The organism is Actinoplanes italicus (genome assembly GCF_003001815.1).
GTDB lineage: Bacteria > Actinomycetota > Actinomycetes > Mycobacteriales > Micromonosporaceae > Actinoplanes > Actinoplanes italicus.
On the sequence record NZ_PVMZ01000006.1, the window covers coordinates 365,537 to 383,314 of the forward strand.

General features: G+C 71.6%; 13 protein-coding genes and 1 pseudogene. 5 read left to right on the forward strand and 9 right to left on the reverse strand.

Translation table 11 applies throughout. The features are described 5' to 3' along the window. Positions 1-211: 211 nt before the first annotated feature. On the forward strand, positions 212-4,759 hold the full coding sequence (locus CLV67_RS17885; protein WP_428839484.1) for an ATP-dependent helicase: 4,548 nt from the start codon (positions 212-214) through the stop codon (positions 4,757-4,759). A gap of 479 nt (positions 4,760-5,238) precedes the next feature. Here the strand turns inward: CLV67_RS17885 and CLV67_RS17890 are convergent, their stop codons facing one another. Beyond that, positions 5,239-6,168 (reverse strand): LLM class F420-dependent oxidoreductase, encoded by a 930-nt coding sequence (locus CLV67_RS17890; protein ID WP_106319883.1) that lies wholly within the window; start codon positions 6,166-6,168, stop codon positions 5,239-5,241. Between the two features lie 73 nt (positions 6,169-6,241). On the opposite strand from CLV67_RS17890, the gene CLV67_RS17895 reads away from it, so the two are divergent. Beyond that, a complete protein-coding gene (locus tag CLV67_RS17895; RefSeq protein ID WP_106319705.1) occupies positions 6,242-7,030 on the forward strand; it encodes an SAM hydrolase/SAM-dependent halogenase family protein in 789 nt (262 codons plus the stop codon). 88 nt (positions 7,031-7,118) lie between these two features. Here the strand turns inward: CLV67_RS17895 and CLV67_RS17900 are convergent, their stop codons facing one another. Further along, entirely contained in the window at positions 7,119-7,856 is a 738-nt protein-coding gene (locus CLV67_RS17900) for an N-acetyltransferase (RefSeq protein ID WP_106319707.1), read from the reverse strand. A 73-nt stretch (positions 7,857-7,929) separates the two neighbouring features. Between CLV67_RS17900 and CLV67_RS17905 the strand changes: the two genes are divergently transcribed. After that, positions 7,930-8,718 carry a DNA-formamidopyrimidine glycosylase family protein gene (locus tag CLV67_RS17905; protein WP_106319709.1) on the forward strand — a complete coding sequence of 263 codons (789 nt, stop codon included), beginning with the start codon at positions 7,930-7,932 and terminating at the stop codon, positions 8,716-8,718. 318 nt (positions 8,719-9,036) lie between these two features. Here the strand turns inward: CLV67_RS17905 and pspM are convergent. The 6 genes and pseudogenes from pspM to rimO form a co-directional block, all read right to left on the reverse strand. Continuing rightward, positions 9,037-9,777: pseudogene (gene pspM / locus CLV67_RS17910) on the reverse strand (phage shock envelope stress response protein PspM); the annotation flags it as partial. A 29-nt stretch (positions 9,778-9,806) separates the two neighbouring features. Then, positions 9,807-10,667 (reverse strand): PspA/IM30 family protein, encoded by an 861-nt coding sequence (locus CLV67_RS17915; protein ID WP_106319711.1) that lies wholly within the window; start codon positions 10,665-10,667, stop codon positions 9,807-9,809. 226 nt (positions 10,668-10,893) lie between these two features. Beyond that, positions 10,894-11,271 (reverse strand): helix-turn-helix domain-containing protein, encoded by a 378-nt coding sequence (locus CLV67_RS17920; RefSeq protein WP_106319713.1) that lies wholly within the window; start codon positions 11,269-11,271, stop codon positions 10,894-10,896. A 158-nt stretch (positions 11,272-11,429) separates the two neighbouring features. After that, entirely contained in the window at positions 11,430-11,921 is a 492-nt protein-coding gene (locus CLV67_RS17925; RefSeq protein ID WP_106319715.1) for a CinA family protein, read from the reverse strand. A gap of 9 nt (positions 11,922-11,930) precedes the next feature. Beyond that, positions 11,931-12,521, reverse strand: coding sequence for a CDP-diacylglycerol--glycerol-3-phosphate 3-phosphatidyltransferase (gene pgsA, locus CLV67_RS17930; RefSeq protein WP_106319717.1), 591 nt, complete (start codon positions 12,519-12,521; stop codon positions 11,931-11,933). Next, the gene (gene rimO, locus CLV67_RS17935; protein ID WP_106319719.1) at positions 12,518-13,975 is read right to left on the reverse strand and encodes a 30S ribosomal protein S12 methylthiotransferase RimO; all 1,458 of its coding nucleotides are present in this window, start codon (positions 13,973-13,975) and stop codon (positions 12,518-12,520) included. The genes pgsA and rimO overlap by 4 nt, the downstream gene beginning before the upstream one ends. An 89-nt stretch (positions 13,976-14,064) precedes the next feature. Between rimO and CLV67_RS17940 the strand changes: the two genes are divergently transcribed. Next, positions 14,065-14,724, forward strand: a complete 660-nt coding sequence (locus CLV67_RS17940) for a helix-turn-helix transcriptional regulator (protein WP_106319721.1) — start codon at positions 14,065-14,067, stop codon at positions 14,722-14,724. Between the two features lie 32 nt (positions 14,725-14,756). Beyond that, entirely contained in the window at positions 14,757-15,215 is a 459-nt protein-coding gene (locus CLV67_RS17945; protein WP_106319723.1) for a DUF3291 domain-containing protein, read from the forward strand. Here the strand turns inward: CLV67_RS17945 and CLV67_RS17950 are convergent. Beyond that, entirely contained in the window at positions 15,202-17,724 is a 2,523-nt protein-coding gene (locus tag CLV67_RS17950; protein ID WP_106319725.1) for a DNA translocase FtsK, read from the reverse strand. The genes CLV67_RS17945 and CLV67_RS17950 overlap by 14 nt on opposite strands. Positions 17,725-17,778: the final 54 nt, after the last annotated feature.

Consider the following 17,778-nt stretch of genomic DNA (forward strand, 5'->3'; position numbering starts at 1 on the left):
AACGACGCTCACCCGGCCCCCGCTCAGCGCCTGCAGGATCCGAAAACCCTTCAAGATCTTTCTTGGGTACGGCTACGCGCTCCGCCACCTGCCGAGTAAGGGCGCGCGCTCCACCCGTACAGCAGAAGAAGTCGGGTTTTCCCGGTCTTCCGGACCGGCGTCGCGTCCGCACGCGGGTTTTCTGTCATACCCCCGGGGCAGGATGTGAGGCGTGCGAGAGGTGCTAGAGAAGTTCGGTCCGGCCACACGTGAGTGGTTCACGGCCGCCTTCGCCGCGCCCACCGCCGCTCAGACCGGAGCGTGGCGGGCGATCGGTGCGGGGCACAACGCCCTGGTGGTGGCCCCAACCGGTTCCGGCAAGACGCTGGCGGCCTTCCTGTGGTCGCTCGACCGGCTGGCCCGCGAGCCGGCTCCGGAGCAGGTCCGGCATCGATGCCGCGTGCTTTACGTGAGCCCTCTGAAAGCGCTGGCCGTTGACGTGGAGCGCAACCTCCGGGCGCCGTTGACCGGGATCCGGCAGGCGGCCGGGAGGCTCGGTCTGCCACCGCCGGAGATCACCGTGGGCATGCGCACCGGCGACACCCCGGCCGAGGAGCGGCGCGGCTTCGCCCGCACCCCGCCGGACATTCTGATCACCACTCCGGAGTCGCTGTTCCTGCTGCTCACATCAGCTGCGCGGGAGTCGCTGCGAGGCGTCCAGACAGTGATCCTCGACGAGGTGCACGCCGTCGCGGCTACCAAACGGGGCGCGCATCTGGCGCTCTCGCTGGAGCGGCTGGACGCCCTTCTGGAACGCCCCGCCCAACGGGTGGGTCTGTCCGCGACCGTCCGGCCGATCGACGAGACCGCCCGGTTCCTCGGCGGTGCCCACGATGTCGAGATCGTGCAGCCACGCAGCGCGAAGACGATCGAGGTGACGGTCGAGGTCCCCGTGGAGGACATGACACGCCTCGACGAGAGGCCGGATCCCGATCAGGACGATCCGGGTTCCGGGCGGCACACGCCGTCGATCTGGCCGGCCGTCGAGGAGCGGGTGCTCGACCTGATCCAGGCGCATCGGTCGACGATCGTGTTCACGAATTCACGGCGGGGGTCCGAGCGGCTCTGCGCCCGTCTCAACGAGCTCGCCGCCGAGCGCGCCGATCCCGAGTCGGCACAGGTCCCCGCCGGGTACCGCACACCCGCGGAGATCATGGCGCAGGCCGGCGGCACCCGCGGCGCGCCACCGGTCGTGGCCCGGGCCCACCACGGCAGCGTCTCCCGCGAGGAACGCAAACAGATCGAGGAGGCGCTGAAATCCGGGCTGCTCCCGGCGGTGGTGGCGACGTCGAGCCTGGAGCTGGGCATCGACATGGGTGCGGTCGATCTCGTGGTGCAGATCGAGGCGCCACCGTCGGTCGCGGCCGGTCTGCAGCGCATCGGCCGGGCCGGGCACCAGGTGGGTGCGGTGTCCCGGGGCGTGGTCTTCCCGAAGCATCGCGGGGACCTGCTGTCCTGTGCTGTGGTGGCCGAGCGGATGGGCGACGGCGCGATCGAGGAGCTGCGCTGCCCACGCAATCCACTGGACGTGCTGGCTCAGCAGATCGTCGCGTTGACGGCGCTCGACGAGTGGCAGGTCGACGATCTGGCGGCGCTGGTCCGGCGGGCGGCGCCGTTCGCCGAGCTGCCGTCGTCGGCGCTGCACGCCGTGCTCGACATGCTGTCCGGGCGCTATCCGTCCACCGCGTTCGCCGAGTTGCGCCCACGCCTGGTCTGGGACCGGGCCACCGACCGGCTCACCGGCCGGCCGGGCGCGCAGCGTCTCGCCGTGACCAGTGGCGGCACCATCCCCGACCGCGGCACGTTCGGGGTGTTCCTGGCCGGCTCGGAGCGTGCCTCCCGGGTGGGCGAGCTCGACGAGGAGATGGTCTACGAGTCCCGGGTGGGCGACGTGTTCCTGCTCGGCTCGACGTCCTGGCGCATCGAGGACATCACCCCCGACCGGGTGCTGGTCTCCCCCGCTCCCGGCGCACCAGCCAGGATGCCGTTCTGGAAGGGTGACTCGCCGGGCCGCCCGATCGAGCTGGGCCGTGCGATCGGCGCCCGCCTGCGCTCACTGGTCAAGGCCGGCGACGAGGCGGCCACCACCGCGCTGCGCGAGTCGGGGCTCGACGAGTGGGCGGCCGGAAACCTGGTGGCCTATCTGCGTGAGCAGCGTGAGTCGACCCGGTATCTGCCCGACGACCGGACCGTCGTGGTCGAACGCTTCCGCGACGAGCTCGGCGACTGGCGGATGACCGTGCACTGTGTGCTGGGTGCCCGGGTGAACGCGCCGTGGGCTCTGGCCATCGCCCGCCGGCTGACCGAGCGATACGGCGTGGACGGCCAGGTCATGCCCTCCGACGACGGCATCGTCGTACGCCTGCCGGACACCGCGGAGGAGCCACCCGGCAGCGACCTGATCGCCTTCGACCCGGAGGAGATCGTCCAGCTGGTCGAGGAGTCGGTCGGCACGTCGGCGCTGTTCGCGTCCCGGTTCCGCGAATGCGCCGCCCGCTCTCTGCTGCTGCCCCGACGTGACCCGCGCCGCCGCCAGCCGCTCTGGCAGCAGCGTCAGCGGTCGGCGCAGCTGCTCGACGTGGCGCGGGAGTTCGCCGACTTCCCGGTGACGCTGGAGGCCGCTCGCGAGTGCCTGCAGGATGTCTTCGACGTGCCCGGCCTGACCGGTCTGATGCGGGAGATCGCCGGGCGCAAGGTCCGGCTGGTCGAGGCCGAGACCGCGCGGCCGTCGCCGTTCGCCCGGTCGCTGTTGTTCGGTTACGTGGGCGCGTTCCTCTACGAGGGTGACGCGCCACTGGCCGAGCGCCGGGCCGCCGCGCTCGCCCTCGACTCGACCCTGCTCGGCGAGCTGCTGGGCCGGGTCGATCTGCGGGAACTGCTCGACCCCGAGGTCGTCGCCGAGACCGAGACCCAGCTGCAGTGGCTCACAGCACAGCGCACCCCACGCGACGCCGAGGACGCGGCCGAGCTGCTCCGGCTCCTCGGTGACCTGTCCGCGGCCGAACTGGCCGTTCGAGGTGTGCCCGAGGAGTGGGTGGAAGCACTCGCCGCGGCCCGCCGGGCGATCCGCGTGCGGGTGGCCGGCGAGGACCGCTGGATCGGCATCGACGACGCCGGGCGCTACCGCGACGCGCTCGGCGTGGCGCTACCGGTCGGTGTTCCGGAGGCCTATCTCGAGCCGGTCGCCGACCCGCTCGGTGACCTGGTCGCCCGCTGGGCCCGCACGCACGGGCCGTTCGCGGCGGCGACCTGCGCGGCCCGGTTCGGGCTCGGCGTCTTCGTCGTCGAGCAGGCCCTCAAACGGCTCAGCGCCACCGGCCGGGTCACCTCCGGCGAGTTCTCCCCCGGCGGCGCCGGGACCGAGTGGTGTGACGCCGAGGTGCTGCGGATGCTGCGCCGGCGCTCGCTGGCCGCGCTGCGCCGCGAGATCGAACCGGTGCCACCCCGGATCCTGGCCACCTTCCTGCCCCGCTGGCAGCAGGTGGGCGGCAACGCCCGTGGCGTTGACGCGCTCGCCGCCGCGCTCGAGCAGATCCAGGGCGTGGCGGTGCCGGCGTCGGCGTGGGAACGGCTCGTGCTTCCGGCCAGGGTGGCCGACTACGCGGCACCACAGCTGGACGAGCTGTGCGCCTCCGGTGAAGTGCTCTGGGCCGGTTCCGGGTCGATCGCCGGAGGGGACGGCTGGGTGACCCTGGCGTATGCGGAGAGCGCCCCGCTGCTGCTGCCACCACCCGATGAGGAGTTCGCGGCGACGCCACTGCACCAGTCCGTCCTCGACGCGCTCGACGGCGGGCAGGCCCTGTTCTTCCGGTCGCTCTCCGACCGGGTCGGCTCGACCGACGACACCGAACTGTCCGCGGCCGTGTGGGACCTGGTGTGGGCCGGCCACCTGACCAACGACACCTTCGCGCCGCTGCGGGCCCTGCTCGGCGGCAGCGGCGCGCACAAGGCGAAAGCGGCTCCGGCCCGCGCGCGGTACCGCCGTCCCGGACGACCATCGATGCCGGCCCGCGGTGGCCCACCGAACATGGCGGGCCGCTGGTCCCGGCTTCCCGAGCGCGATCTGGACCCGACCCGGCGGGCGGCGGCGGTCGCCGACGTGCTGTTGGAGCGGCACGGTGTGGTGACCCGCGGCGCGGCGGTGGCCGAGGGGGTGACCGGCGGGTTCGCGGCGGTCTATCCGGTGCTGGCGGCTCTGGAGGAACGCGGGGCGGCCCGGCGTGGCTATTTCGTCGAAGGACTCGGGGCGGCGCAGTTCGCGGTGCCCGGCGCGGTGGACCGATTGCGGGCACTCAGCGAACCCGACGACGAACGCCGTGACACGGCCCCCGCGGTAGTGCTGGCGTCGACCGACCCGGCCAACCCGTACGGGGCGGCGCTGCCATGGCCGGAGCGGATCGTCGACAGCGGCAGCGGCGAGCCGGTCGCCAAAGCCGGTCATCGAGCCGGCCGCAAAGCGGGTGCCCTGGTGGTGCTGTCCGGCGGCGCCCTGGTCCTCTACGTCGAGCGCGGGGGACGCACCCTGCTGTCCTTCTCTGACGACACCGACCTGCTCACCCGGGCCGCCCACGGTCTGGCCGGCGCGGTCCGATCGGGCGCGCTGGGCCCGATGTCGGTGGAACGCGCCGACGGCGAGTCGGTGCACGCCTCACCACTGCGGGACGCCCTCACCACGGCCGGTTTCCGCACCACACCCCGGGGCCTCCGGCTGCGAGCCTGACCCCACCGCCACCGAGCCCGCGACGTCCGAACAGCAGAGCCCAACCCAGCAGAACGTGGGCACGCTGGGCGGGTGCACGCTCGTGGACAGTCGGCGGAACACTGTGGCGCATTGAAGCCGCGAGTGGGAAGCGCCGGTAGGCCGTGGTCGCCGGGGCCGCAGCGGAGTACCGGTATCACGGCTCAGTGGGCCATGGGTCGCCGGACGCCCCGTCGGGACGGTTGGCCCGGACCGGCTCGCCGGAGTGGCACGGCCCGAACCGATCCGCCGGACGGCAGGACCCGGGGAAGCACCGAAAGGGCGGGGTCGACACGGCACGGCCGGGACGTCAGGGGCGCCGGACGGCGTTGGTCCGCCGGACGGCTTTGGTCCGCCGGACGGCTTTGGTCAACCGGGACGGCTTTGGTCAACCGGGACGGCGTGCGGTCGCACTGCTGGCGCGGCCCTCCAGATGACGGCCGCCCCAGCGGCGCGTGGCGTCAGAGCTGCGGGGCCACCGCAGAGGCGACCAGGTCGATGTGGTCGAGGTCGGACAGGTCGAGGACCTGCAGGAAGAGGCGGGACGCTCCGGCCTCGGCGTAGCGACGGATGGCGTCGACGGCCTCGGCCGGGGTTCCGACGACGCCGCCGTTGGTGCGCATCTCGTCGGCCTCCCGGCCGATCGCGGCGGCGCGACGCTTCACCTCGGCGTCGTCGCGGCCGACGCAGAGGACGGCGGCCGCGGAGAAGGCGGGCGGTTCGGTGCGGCCCAGCGCGTCGGAGGCGGCGCGGACCCGGTCGTACTGTGCCGGAATGTCCTCGATCTTGGAGAAGGGGACGTTGAACTCGGTGGCATAGCGTGCGGCCAGGTACGGCGTGCGCTTCTTGCCGTGGCCGCCGATGATGACGGGCGGGCGCGGGGTCTGCACCGGCTTGGGCAGCGCGGGCGAGTTGCCGACCTGGTAGTGCTTGCCCTTGAAGTCGTAGGTGGACCCCTCGGGCGTCTCCCACAGGCCGGTGATGATCTCCAGCTGTTCCTCGAGACGGTCGAAGCGTTCACCGAGCGACGGGAACGGGATGCCGTAGGCGGTGTGCTCGTCCTCGAACCAGCCGCCGCCGAGGCCGAACTCGATTCGTCCGCCGCTCATGGCGTCGACCTGGGCCACCGCGATCGCCAGCGGGCCGGGCAGCCGGAAGGTGGCGGAGCTGACCAGCGTGCCGAGCCGGATGCGGGAGGTCTGCACGGCCAGGGCGGCCAGCGTGATCCACGCGTCGGTGGGCCCGGGCAGGCCGGAGCCGTCGCCCATCTTGAGGTAGTGGTCGGAGCGGAAGAACCCGTCGTAGCCGCCGTCCTCGGCGGCCTTGGCGACACGCAGGAGATCGTCGTGGGTGGCGCCCTGCTGGGGTTCGGTGAAGATCACGAGACGCATGGCCCAACACTGCCACGACGCCCCGGCGTGCCCGTACCACATCGAACAACAACAGGCAGTAACGTTGACCACCATGGCCGGTTATGGATGGATCAGCTTCACTACCGATTACGGCACCTTTGACGGCTTTGTCGCCGCCTGCCATGGCTCGATCGCGCGGGTCGCTCCCGACATCAAAGTGATCGACGTCACTCATCATGTCCCGCCGGCTGACGTCGCCCGGGGTGCGGCCGTCCTGGCGCAGACCGCGCCCCACCTGCCGGCCTCCGTGCACCTGGCGGTGGTCGACCCCGGCGTCGGCACGGCCCGCCGCGGCATCGTGCTGACCACGCCGAACGGGCTCCTGGTCGGCCCGGACAACGGACTGCTGATCTGGGCCGCCGAGGCCCTCGGCGGCATCACCGCCGCGCATGAGCTGGACAACAAGGACTGGACGTTCGGCGACGTCTCCCGCACCTTTCACGGGCGGGACCTCTTCGCCCCTGCCGCGGCGCACCTGGCTGCCGGTGCCGCACCCGAGCAGGCCGGTCCCGCGATCGATCCGGCGAGCCTGACCCGCCTGCCCGACCCGCACGTGACGATCGGGGACGGCTGGATCGAGGCCGAGGTCCTCACCGTCGACCGGTTCGGCAACGTGCAGCTCGCCGCGGACGGGTCGGCGCTCTCCGGTCTCGGTTCGGAGCTGCTGGTGAACGGTGGGGTCCGGGCCCGGCGCGGCACCACGTTCGCCGACGTGAACGTCGGTGAGCTGCTCGTCTTCGCCGACTCCGCCGACCGCGTGGCGATCGCCGTCAACAACGGCCGCGCCGTCGTGCTGCTCTCGGTCGTCCCCGGCGACACCGTCCGCATCACCGCCCGCTGAAACCCGGCTGTGTCACACCGCTGTCTCAAGCCCGCCGAGACAGCGGTGTGACACAGCCACCAAGATCCATGCGCTGACAGCGTGAGCGTCAGATGCGGTGGTGGACCCAGACGTTGGGTTCGATGTAGACGGCATGGTTCTGGGCGACATCGCAGTGGATCGGGGACAGCGCTCCCGGCACCTCCACCGGCCCCGTACGGTCGAACGGCAACCCGGTCCACGATCGCCACTGCGGAAGCGTCCCCGCGAAGCTCATGCTGTAGTGCGCCACATTGAGGATCGACGCCCCGGCCCGCACGTGCACCCGCAGCCACGGGTCGATCGGCAGGCCGTCGGGGCGGGTCGCGTAGGCGTACTCCCCGATGGGTCTGTTGATCTCGTCGGGTTTGCCGCTGGGCCGGACCGGCGCGACCAGGTCGGTGAAGCCGTGCCGTGCCGCGTTGTCGCGCATGGCCGTGAGCATCAGCCCGGACAGGCCGGACCCGCGCAGGTCGGAGCGGATGTTGATCTCCAAGGCGGACACCATGGTCGGCTCGGCGCCGCCAAGGCTGTCGTGCAGGGCCGTGCGGCACACCCAGTCCCAGCCACCCTCGGGCAGCCCCTCGGTGATGTCCCCGTCGTAGGCCAGCGGCACGGAATGCGCCTTGGCCACCGCCCGGCCGGTGTCCCGATCGACCGCGAGCAGCGCGAAGTCCGGCCAGAACCGGTCGGCGTAACGGTAGTAGAAGGCTCCGGTCGGATCCTTGGTCATGAACTCGGGCCAGCCTCCGTCGAGTTCCGCGTAGAGCTCCAGCCGGTCCCCGACCGGGGCGATGTCCAGATCCATGCGGGCAGGATGTCAGCCGCGCCGCACGGCCGGCATCCGGTTTCGACGCCCCGGGCCGGGGCAGAATGAGGGCATGCCGGAAGGTGACACCGTCTGGAACACCGCCCGGGTTCTGGAGAAGGCCCTGACCGGGGAAACCCTGACCGGCTCCGACTTCCGGGTCCCACGCCTGGCGACGACGGACCTGAACGGCTGGACGGTCGCCGAGTCGGCCAGCCGCGGCAAACACCTGCTGCTGCGCCTGACCCGTGACGGTCGTCCGCCGCACACCCTCCACTCACATCTACGGATGGAGGGCGCCTGGCGTGCCTACGCCCCGGGCGAACGCTGGACCGGGCGGCCCGCCCACCTGATCCGGGTGGTGCTGCGCACGGCCCGATCGGTGGCGGTCGGCTATCACCTGCACGAGATCTCCCTGGTCCCGACGGCCGACGAGGACAGTCTGGTCGGCCACCTCGGACCGGACCTGCTGGGCGCCGACTGGGATCCGGCCGAGGCGGTACGCCGGATCTCCGCCGATCAGTCCACGTCGATCGCCGAGGCGCTGCTGGACCAGCGGAACCTCGCCGGGGTGGGCAACCTGTACAAGGCCGAGACGCTGTTCCTGCGGGGCCTGTGGCCATGGACACCGGTCTCGGGTGTCGCCGACCTCACCGGCACGGTCGAGCTGGCGCAGAAACTCGTCGCCTCCAACCGCGGCCGTTGGACGCAGACCACCACCGGTTCGCTACGCAAGGGCGAGACCAGTTATGTGTACGGCCGTCGCGCCCAGCCGTGCCGCCGGTGCGGCACGGCGATCCGCAAGGCGGACCAGGGCGAGCGGATCACGTACTGGTGCCCCCGCTGCCAGCCGGAGCCGTGATCAGCCGGCCGCTGGGGACCGCGAGCCCGGTGGTCGGCGTGACTCCCCGGCGCGCGTCTCCCGGAGCTCGTCGGACGCGCTGAGCGGGTCGGACGTGGAGTAGGCGGCGCCCCCCGGGCCAGACGCGGCACGGAAGGACTCGGTCGGGCCGGACGGAGAGCGGAGAGGCTCGGTCGGGCTGGACGCCGAACGGAAGGGCTCCGTCGGATCTGATGCCGTCAGGAAGGGGTCTGATGCCGTCCCGAAGGAGTCTGATGCCGACCCGAACGGGTCTGATGCCGGGCGCGGCGCGGATCGGGCGGCAGGGGGCACCCGGATATCGCCGGTCCGCAGCTCGGCCAGGCCCTCGGCGATGCCGCGCAGCTTGTCGGCCGCGTCGACGAGGCTGAAGTAGACCGGGTGGCGCGTCTCGGCGAGCGGATGCCCGTCCTCGGCCACGTAACTCGCGGCCGCGGCGACCAGCTGCTCGTAGGCCTCGACGCCCTCACTGAACTGCTCGGCCAGCCCGGCGTGCGACTCGACCAGGGCGTCACGCTGCCCCGACTGCCCCAGGGGGATGGCCCGCTCGACACTGGCCGCCCGCTGCCCGAGATCGCGTAGCCACCGCTCGGCGGTCGCCGCCTCGAGCAGCGCGGTCTCCCCCACCCCGGTGAGCCGGCCGGCCAGCCCGGCCATGGTGTGCGAGGCCCGCTCGAGCCGCTCCCACGCGTCGGCGATCACGGAACCGCGCAGCGCGAAACGGTTGCGCTGGCGCCGGACCTCCCGCAGCACGGTGCGGCCGGCGGGGAACCGCTGCAGGGCGGCACTGAGCTTGTCCTCCGGCAGGGAGGGCGGCGGCGCCGGGGTGGCGGCCAGCTCGCGGTGATCTTTCCAGCGCCACCAGGCGAGGACGACCGACGCGCCGGCTCCGGCCGCCCAGGCGGCGTCGCCGGGGCCGATCCCCGCGTACGGCGTCATGACGAGCGCGGCAGCGGTCAGGCCACCGCCCATCACGCTCCACCGCCGCGCGGCCCCACGCAGCCGTTTGAGCCGCCGGAAATACTTGGCCCGCTCGTCCACCGTCGCTCCTCTCCCGCGTTGGGTGCCGGTCAGCCGGCCGCGCTGGTGTCGCCGCGCTTCTGGTTCAGGCTGGCGCGGATCTCGTCGAGACGCGCGACGCTCGCCGGGTCGGCGGTCGGGGTGGCCGGCTGGTCGACGGCCGGCTGTGCCGCGGCGCCACCGAGCTTCTCGCCCGCCATGCTGGACCGGATCTGCTCCAGGCGGGAGGCGCCGGCCAGGTCCAGGCTGGACTTCTGCACCTCCAGCATGCGGCCCTCGACCGAGTTGGAGGCCAGCTCCGCGCGGCCCATGGCGTTCGCGTAGCGCTGCTCGATCTTGTCGCGCACCTGGTCCAGAGACGGGGTGTTGCCCGGCGCGGCGAGCTGCGACATCGACTCGAGAGACTTGGCCACGGTCTCCTGCATCTTGGCCTGCTCGAGCTGGCTGAGCAGACGGGACCGCTCGGCGATGCGCTGCTGGAGGATCATGGCGTTGTTCTCGACCGCCTTGCGGGCCTGTCCGGCCGCGCCGAGAGCCTGGTCGTGGAGGGTCTTCAGGTCCTCCATCGACTGCTCACCGGCGACCAGCTGGGTGGCCAGGGTCTGTGCGGTCTGCTCGTACTTCTGCGCCTCGGACTCGTCACCGGCGGCGCGGGCCCGGTCGGCGAGCACCAGAGCCTGGCGGGCCATGCCCTGAAGCTTCTCGACCTCGGACATCTGCCGGGACAGCTTCATCTCGAGCTGCCGCTGGTTGCCGATGACGGCCGCGGCCTGCTGCACGAGAGCCTGGTGCTGGCGCTGAGCGTCCTCGATGGCCTGCTGGATCTGGACCTTCGGGTCGGCGTACTCGTCGATCTTCGCGCCGAAGAGCGCCATCACGTAGTGCCAGCCCTTGACGAACGGATTCGCCATCTCGTGGTGTCCCCTCAAATGTCGCTCCGTCGGACGCGTCACCGCTGGATCTGTCGGTGACGCGAAACCCATCGTGACAGCCGGACGCCAGCTGCGTCACGTGTCGTCAGGGGGATCTCAGGGTCTCCCCTGGCATCGAGGCTACGCCGCCCTGAGTCACATGGGCGAGGCACGAAGAAGGCCGGACTGCTCCCAAGGGAACGGCCCGGCCCTGACGTCTTCATGATCAGGCGGCGTAGACGATGTCCCGCTTCGGTTTGCGGGTCGCGTGCAACGTCGCCTTCAGCGGCGACTCCTGGCGAACCTTGACGGCGACATCCCCGTCGGAGGCGGCCTTCTCCTCGATGGGGACGAGCACACCCTCCATGTTCTCGGCGAGCGCCAGCGTGTTGCTGACCTCACTGAGCAACTCGGAGAGGCGGGCGCCGAGTGCGTCACAGATGGCGGCTAACAGCTCGCTGGACGCCTCCTTCTGCCCACGCTCGATCTCGGACAGATATCCCAGGCTGACGTTCGCGGCGGTCGACACCTCGCGCAGCGTGCGGTGCTGCCCCTGCCGGCGCGCACGAAGTGCGTCGCCGATAACGCGGCGTAGCAGGACCATGGCACCTCCTCCTGCGGGCTCGCCGCCGGCTGACGCCGGAGGCTTCCCGCAACCGTACCTGGCGCGAGCCGCGCCGACATCCCGCCCCGCCGAATTCCCGGACCGGCCGACTCGCCATCGAACCGGACAACTCGCGCACGGCCGGAAGTATTCCCAGCTCAAAGCCGCGCCGGCAGGGCGCGGAGAGAGTCGGTCAGCAATTGCAGGACGGCCGTCACACTTTCGGTGCGGACGGCTTCCCGGTTTCCGTCCAGTTTCAATTCGCGCACCGTGGCCCCGGCCCGATCGGCGACCGCGACATAGACGAGCCCGACCGGCTTGCCGTCCTGCGGGTCCGGGCCCGCGACACCGGTGGTGGCCAGGCCCCAGTCCGCGCCGCAGCGTTCCCGGACACCCTGGGCCAGGGCGGCGGCCACGTCACCGTCAACCGGGCCCCGCTCGTCCAGAAGCTCCTGCGGTACGCCCGCGAGGCGCGCCTTGAGGTCGGTGGCATACACCACGAACCCGCCGCGGTAGACGGCGCTCACCCCGGGGATCTCGACGATCGTCGCGGCCACCAGGCCACCGGTGAGCGACTCGGCCGTCGCCACGGTCTCCCGGCGATCGACGAGGGCGTGCACGGCCGCGGCGGCCGCCACGGACATCTCCATCGGGACCTCCTAGGACTTCTCGCGGGCCGCCCGCCGCAGCCTCAGGGCCTGCAGCACATAGTCGGCGCCGGTGACCACGGTGACCACCAGCGCGGCGCCCATGAGCACCACGCCCACGAGATGGAACGGCTCCGGAACGGGCCACAGGTACCACGCGATGGCGAGGGTCTGGAGCCCGGTCTTGAGCTTGCCACCCCGTGAGGCGGGAATGATGCCGTACCGGATGACCCAGAACCGCAGGGCGGTCACGCCCCACTCACGGATCAGGATCGGCACGGTCACCCACCAGGGCAGCGGGCCGTAGAGGGAGAGCAGAACCAGTGCCGTGCCGGTCAGGGCCTTGTCCGCGATCGGGTCGGCGACCTTGCCGAAGGAGGTGACCAGGTGCCATCTGCGGGCGATCCAGCCGTCCGCGAAGTCGGTCGCCGCGGCGATGCAGAACGCCAGGCAGGCGGCCATCCGCCAGTCCGGGTCGTTCATCTCGGAGACGACGACCAGTGCCAGGAAGACCGGCACCAGCACGATCCGGACCACGGTCAGCGCGTTGGCGGCGTTGTAGAGCGACACCACGCGCGGCGCGGGCACCGGCTCGTTGGTCACCGGATCACCGGCGCTGCCGAGATCATCTCCATCGGCACCGCGATCAGGTCCACGCCCTCGGTGCCCGTGACGCGGGCCCGCACCAGGTCACCGGGGCGCAGAGCGGCGAGATCGACGCCCTGGTCGCCGCTCACCAGGGTGGTGGAGCCGTCGACCTCGGGAGCCTGGTGCTCGGCGCGGCCCTCGATCTCGCCGTCGTCGATCGTGTCGACGAGCACCTCGACGGTGTTGCCGATCCGATCTTCGGCCCGCTGGGCACACAGCTCCTCGGCCAGGGCGACGACCTTCTCGTACCGCCGCTTGATCGTGCTCTCGCTGATCTTGCGGTCCAGGCCGGCCGCCTCGGTGCCGTCCTCGTCGCTGTAGTCGAAGACGCCGATCGCGTCCAGCCGGGCCTCGGTGAGGAAGCGGATCAGCTCGTCGACGTCCTGCTTGGTCTCGCCGGGGAACCCGACGATGAAGTTGCTCCGCGCGCCCGCCATGGGCGCCAGCTTGCGGGCCGAGTCGAGCAGCTCCAGGAAGCGGTCGGTCGAGCCGAAGCGGCGCATCCGGCGCAGCACCGGCTCGCTGGAGTGCTGGAAGGACAGGTCGAAGTAGGCGGCCACACCGGGCGTGGTGGCGATCGCCTCGACCAGGCCGGGGCGGGTCTCGGCGGGCTGCAGATAACTGGCCCGGACCCGGACGATGCCGTCGACCGCGGCGAGCTGTGGCAGCAGTTTCTCCAGCAGGCGCGGGTCGCCCAGGTCCTTGCCGTACGACGTGCTGTTCTCACTGACCAGGACCAGCTCGCGCACGCCGGTCTTGGCCAGCCACTCGGCCTCGGCGAGCAGCTCCTGCGGGTCGCGCGAGACGAACGCGCCGCGGAAGGCCGGGATCGCGCAGAACGCGCAGCGCCGGTCGCAGCCGCTGGCCAGCTTGAGCGAGGCGACCGGGCCGGTGTCGAGCCGGCGGCGCAGCACGGTGCGCAGGTGGGCCGGGGTGTGCTCGTCGACCGTGGCGTGGCCGGGCACGACCACCTTGGCGGCGTGCCGCTCGACCGGCGTGATCGGGAGCAGCTCGCGGCGGTCGCGCGGAACGTGTGAGACGTGGCTCTCACCGCGCAGCACGCTCTCCAGGCGGTCGGTGATGTCGGTGTAGTCGTCGAAGCCGAGCACCGCGTTGGCCTCGGGCAGGTTGTCGGCCAGCTCTTTGCCGTAGCGCTCGGCCATGCAGCCGGCGGCCACGACCTTGGCGCCGGTGTCAGCGGCCGCGAGCAGGGTGTCGATCGAGTCCTGCTTGGCCTTCTCGACGAAGCCGCAGGTGTTCACGACGACCACGTCGGCGCCCTCTGCATCGGTGCCGACCTCCCAGCCGCCGGCGTCGAGGCGGGCGGCCAGCTCTTCCGAGTCGACCTCGTTACGGGCACAGCCCAGGGTCAGCAGGGCGACACGGCGGGTGGGAGGAGTTCCAGACACCCGACAAGGTTACCGGGCCGCTCGCACGAGCCCTTCCTCCGCACGGCCGGGACTCTAGCGACAAATCGAGTTGGCAATACGATCGACGGGTGACCACACCCGAGCACCTGGGCGACCTCGACGCCGTGTCCGCACTGACCGATCGGGTGCGGCGCGCCGCGTACCAGGCGGTGGCCGACGCGGCGCCGGATCCGCGGGGGCGTGACGAGGTGGCCGAGACGCTCGGGGTGGGCCGCACGCTGGCCGCGTTCCACCTGGACAAGCTCGTCGATGCCGGGTTGCTCGAGGTGTCGTACGCCCGCAGGTCGGGCCGCACCGGACCGGGCGCCGGACGTCCCGCCAAGCTGTACCGGCTCTCCGCCGCGGAGCACGCCGTGAGCGTGCCGCCGCGCGCCTACCGCAGCGCCGCCGAACTGCTCGCCGAGGCCCTGGAACGCACCGGCGGCGAGGAGACGCTGTACCGGGTGGCCGAGGCGCACGGCCGGCAGGCCGGACCAGCGCCGGACGTCACGACGCTGCTCAGCGACAACGGCTACGCCCCGGCACTCGACGGGGACGGGCGGATCGAGCTGCGCAACTGCCCCTATCACCGCCTCGCCGAGGAGTTCCCGCCGCTGATCTGCGGGATGAACCTGGCGATGCTCGGCGGCCTGCTGGAGGGCGCCGGACTGGCCGGCGAGTGGTGCGCCCGGATGGAGCCCTCGCCCGGCAGATGCTGCGTGACCGTATCTAAAACTAAATCCGATTGACTTTAGAAATCGGGACTGGTGAAGTTGAGGGCATGACCTTCCACCTCGCCCAGATGAACGTCGCCAAGCTCCGAGCCCCCGAGGGGGATCCCCTGGTCGCCGAGTTCACGGCCGGCGTCGATCTGATGAACGAGCTGGCCGACCGGTCACCCGGCTTCGTCTGGCGGCTCAAGGAGGAGGACGTCGATCTCGAGGCGCTGGGCATCCAGCCGGCGCCGCCGGACATGATCGCCACCATGTCGGTCTGGGAGTCGCTGGAGGCCCTCCGGGGGTACGTCTACCAGTCCACCCATCTGGACTATCTGCGCCGCCGCCGGGAGTGGTTCGTGGCCGGTCAGTCCGCCATGGTCCTGTGGTGGGTCGAGGCCGGCCGCATCCCGACACTCCGCGACGGACTCCAGCGCCTGGCACTGCTCGGCGCCAACGGGCCGGGGCCGCAGGCGTTCACGTTCCGCCAGACGTTCCCGGCCCCGGAACTCAGTCGACCCTGAGGGCCGCGAGCGACTCCTCCAGCTCGTCCGGCTTGATCAGCACGTCACGGGCCTTCGAACCCTCGGACGGGCCGACGATGCCGCGGGTCTCCATCAGGTCCATCAGGCGGCCCGCCTTGGCGAACCCGACGCGCAGTTTGCGCTGCAGCATCGAGGTGGAGCCGAACTGGCTGGTCACCACGAGCTCGATGGCCTGGATCAGGAGTGCGAGATCGTCGCCGATCTCCTCGTCGATGTCCTTCTTCTTGCTCTGCGGGACCTCGGTGACGTCCTCACGGAATTCCGGCTCGCGCTGGTCCTTGCAGAACTTGACGACCGCCGCGATCTCCGTCTCGTCGACCCACGCGCCCTGGATACGGGTCGGTTTCGACGCGCCCATCGGCAGGAAGAGACCGTCACCGCGGCCGAGCAGCTTCTCCGCGCCCGGCTGGTCCAGGATGACCCGCGAGTCGGCCAGCGAGCTCGTGGCGAAGGCCAGCCGGGACGGCACGTTCGCCTTGATCAGGCCGGTGACGACGTCGACCGACGGCCGCTGGGTGGCCAGCACCAGGTGGATGCCGGCGGCCCGGGCCAGCTGGGTGATCCGGACGACCGAGTCCTCGACGTCACGCGGGGCGACCATCATCAGGTCGGCGAGCTCGTCGATGATCACCAGCAGGTACGGGTACGGCTTCATCTCCCGCTCGCTGCCCGGCGGCGCCGTGATCTCGCCGCTGCGGACCTTGCGGTTGAAGTCGTCGATGTGGCGTACCCCGTTGGCGGCGAGGTCGTCGTAGCGCATGTCCATCTCACGGACCACCCACTCCAGCGCGTCCGCCGCCTTCTTCGGGTTCGTGATGATCGGCGTGACGAGGTGCGGGATGCCCTCGTAAGCGGTCATCTCCACCCGCTTCGGGTCGACCAGCAGTAGCCGTACCTCATCGGGGGTGGCTCTGGTCAGAAGCGACACCAGCAGTGAGTTGAGGCAGGAGCTCTTGCCCGCACCGGTGGCGCCGGCGATCAGGATGTGCGGCATCTTCGCCAGGTTCGCCACGACGAACCCACCCTCGATGTCCTTGCCGAGCGCCACCAGCATCGGGTGGTGGTCGGCCGCCGCGGCCCGGGAGCGCAGCACGTCGCCGAGCGACACGTTCTCCGGGTCGGTGTTGGGAATCTCCACACCGACCGCGCTCTTGCCCGGGATCGGGCTGAGGATGCGCACGTCCGGCGACTTCACCGCGTAGGCGATGTTGCGCGACAGCTGGGTGATCCGCTCGACCTTCGTGCCCGGGCCGATCTCCACCTCGTACCGGGTGACCGTCGGGCCGCGGGTGAAGCCGGTGACCACCGCGTCCACGTTGAACTGCTCGAACACCCCGGTCAGGGCGGCCATGATCTCGTCGTTGGCGCGACTGCGGGCCTTCGCGGGTGCGCCGACGGCCAGCAGGTTCGCCGGCGGCAGGCGGTAGTCGCCCTTGACCGCCGAGATCTCCAGCTGCTCGGCCCGGGTGGGCGGCATCGGCGAATGCTCGGGCGGCGGCTTCTTCCGGGCCTTCGGCATCGGCATCTTCGGCAGGGCCACCGTGTCGTGCAGAATCAGCTCTTCGTCGAAGTCGTCCGGCGGGTCCTGCTCGAACGGCGCCGGCTCGGCCATCGTCGCCTGCCTGCGACGAGCCGGGCGCCGCGGTTTCGCGGTCGCCTCCTCGTCCTCCGGCTCGTCCTCCTCGCCGTCCGGCGGGGGCGGCACGGCCGGGAGATGCCGGCCGGATCGGCCGGACACCATGTCGGCCAGCTGGGTCACGCGCTCCGGGATCTTCGCGATCGGTGTCGCGGTTATCACCAGGAAACCGAAGACGAAGAGAAGCAACAGCAGCGGTACGGCCACCCAGGCGGTCACCGCGCGCTCCAGCAGCCCACCGACCCCGAAACCGAGCAGGCCACCCGCCTGATCGACCCTCGGGTTGTCCGACGCCGGGCCGGAGATGTGCAGCAGCGCGGCGGTCGCCACGATGATCGCGGTCCAGCCGACCAGGCTGCGCCCGCGATGCTCCGGGTCGGCCGGCTCCCGCATCAGCCGGATCGCGCCGAAGAACAGCAGCAGCGGCAGGAGCACGGCCAGGTTGCCGAGGAAGAGGCGGACCATGTCGGCCACCCACACACCGACCGGGCCGGCGCTGCCCGCCCAGACCGCGACCGCGATCAGGATGGCGATGCCGAGCATGAAGAGGCCGGCACCGTCGCGGCGGTGCTCCGGACCGATCGACTTGGCCGACGCGGCCTGCCGCCCGGCGCCGCGGGCCAGCCAGCCCACACCGCCCGCCATGCCCAGCCAGAGCGAGCCGACACCGCGTGCGATGCTGGGCCCGACGGCCGGTGGGGCTTTGCGGACCGCGGGACGCTTCGCCGCGGGCTTGCGTGCGGCCGCCTTACCGGTGGCCTTTCGTGCCGGTTGCCGGGCACGGTTGACCGCCGCGCCCCGGGTTGTGGACGCGGCGCGGCTCCGGCCCGCCGGAGGAGTTCGGCCCGCCATGGATGTCACCGTAGCGGTGCGGGGGCGATCCGCCGAGAAGGCGCACCGCGACTG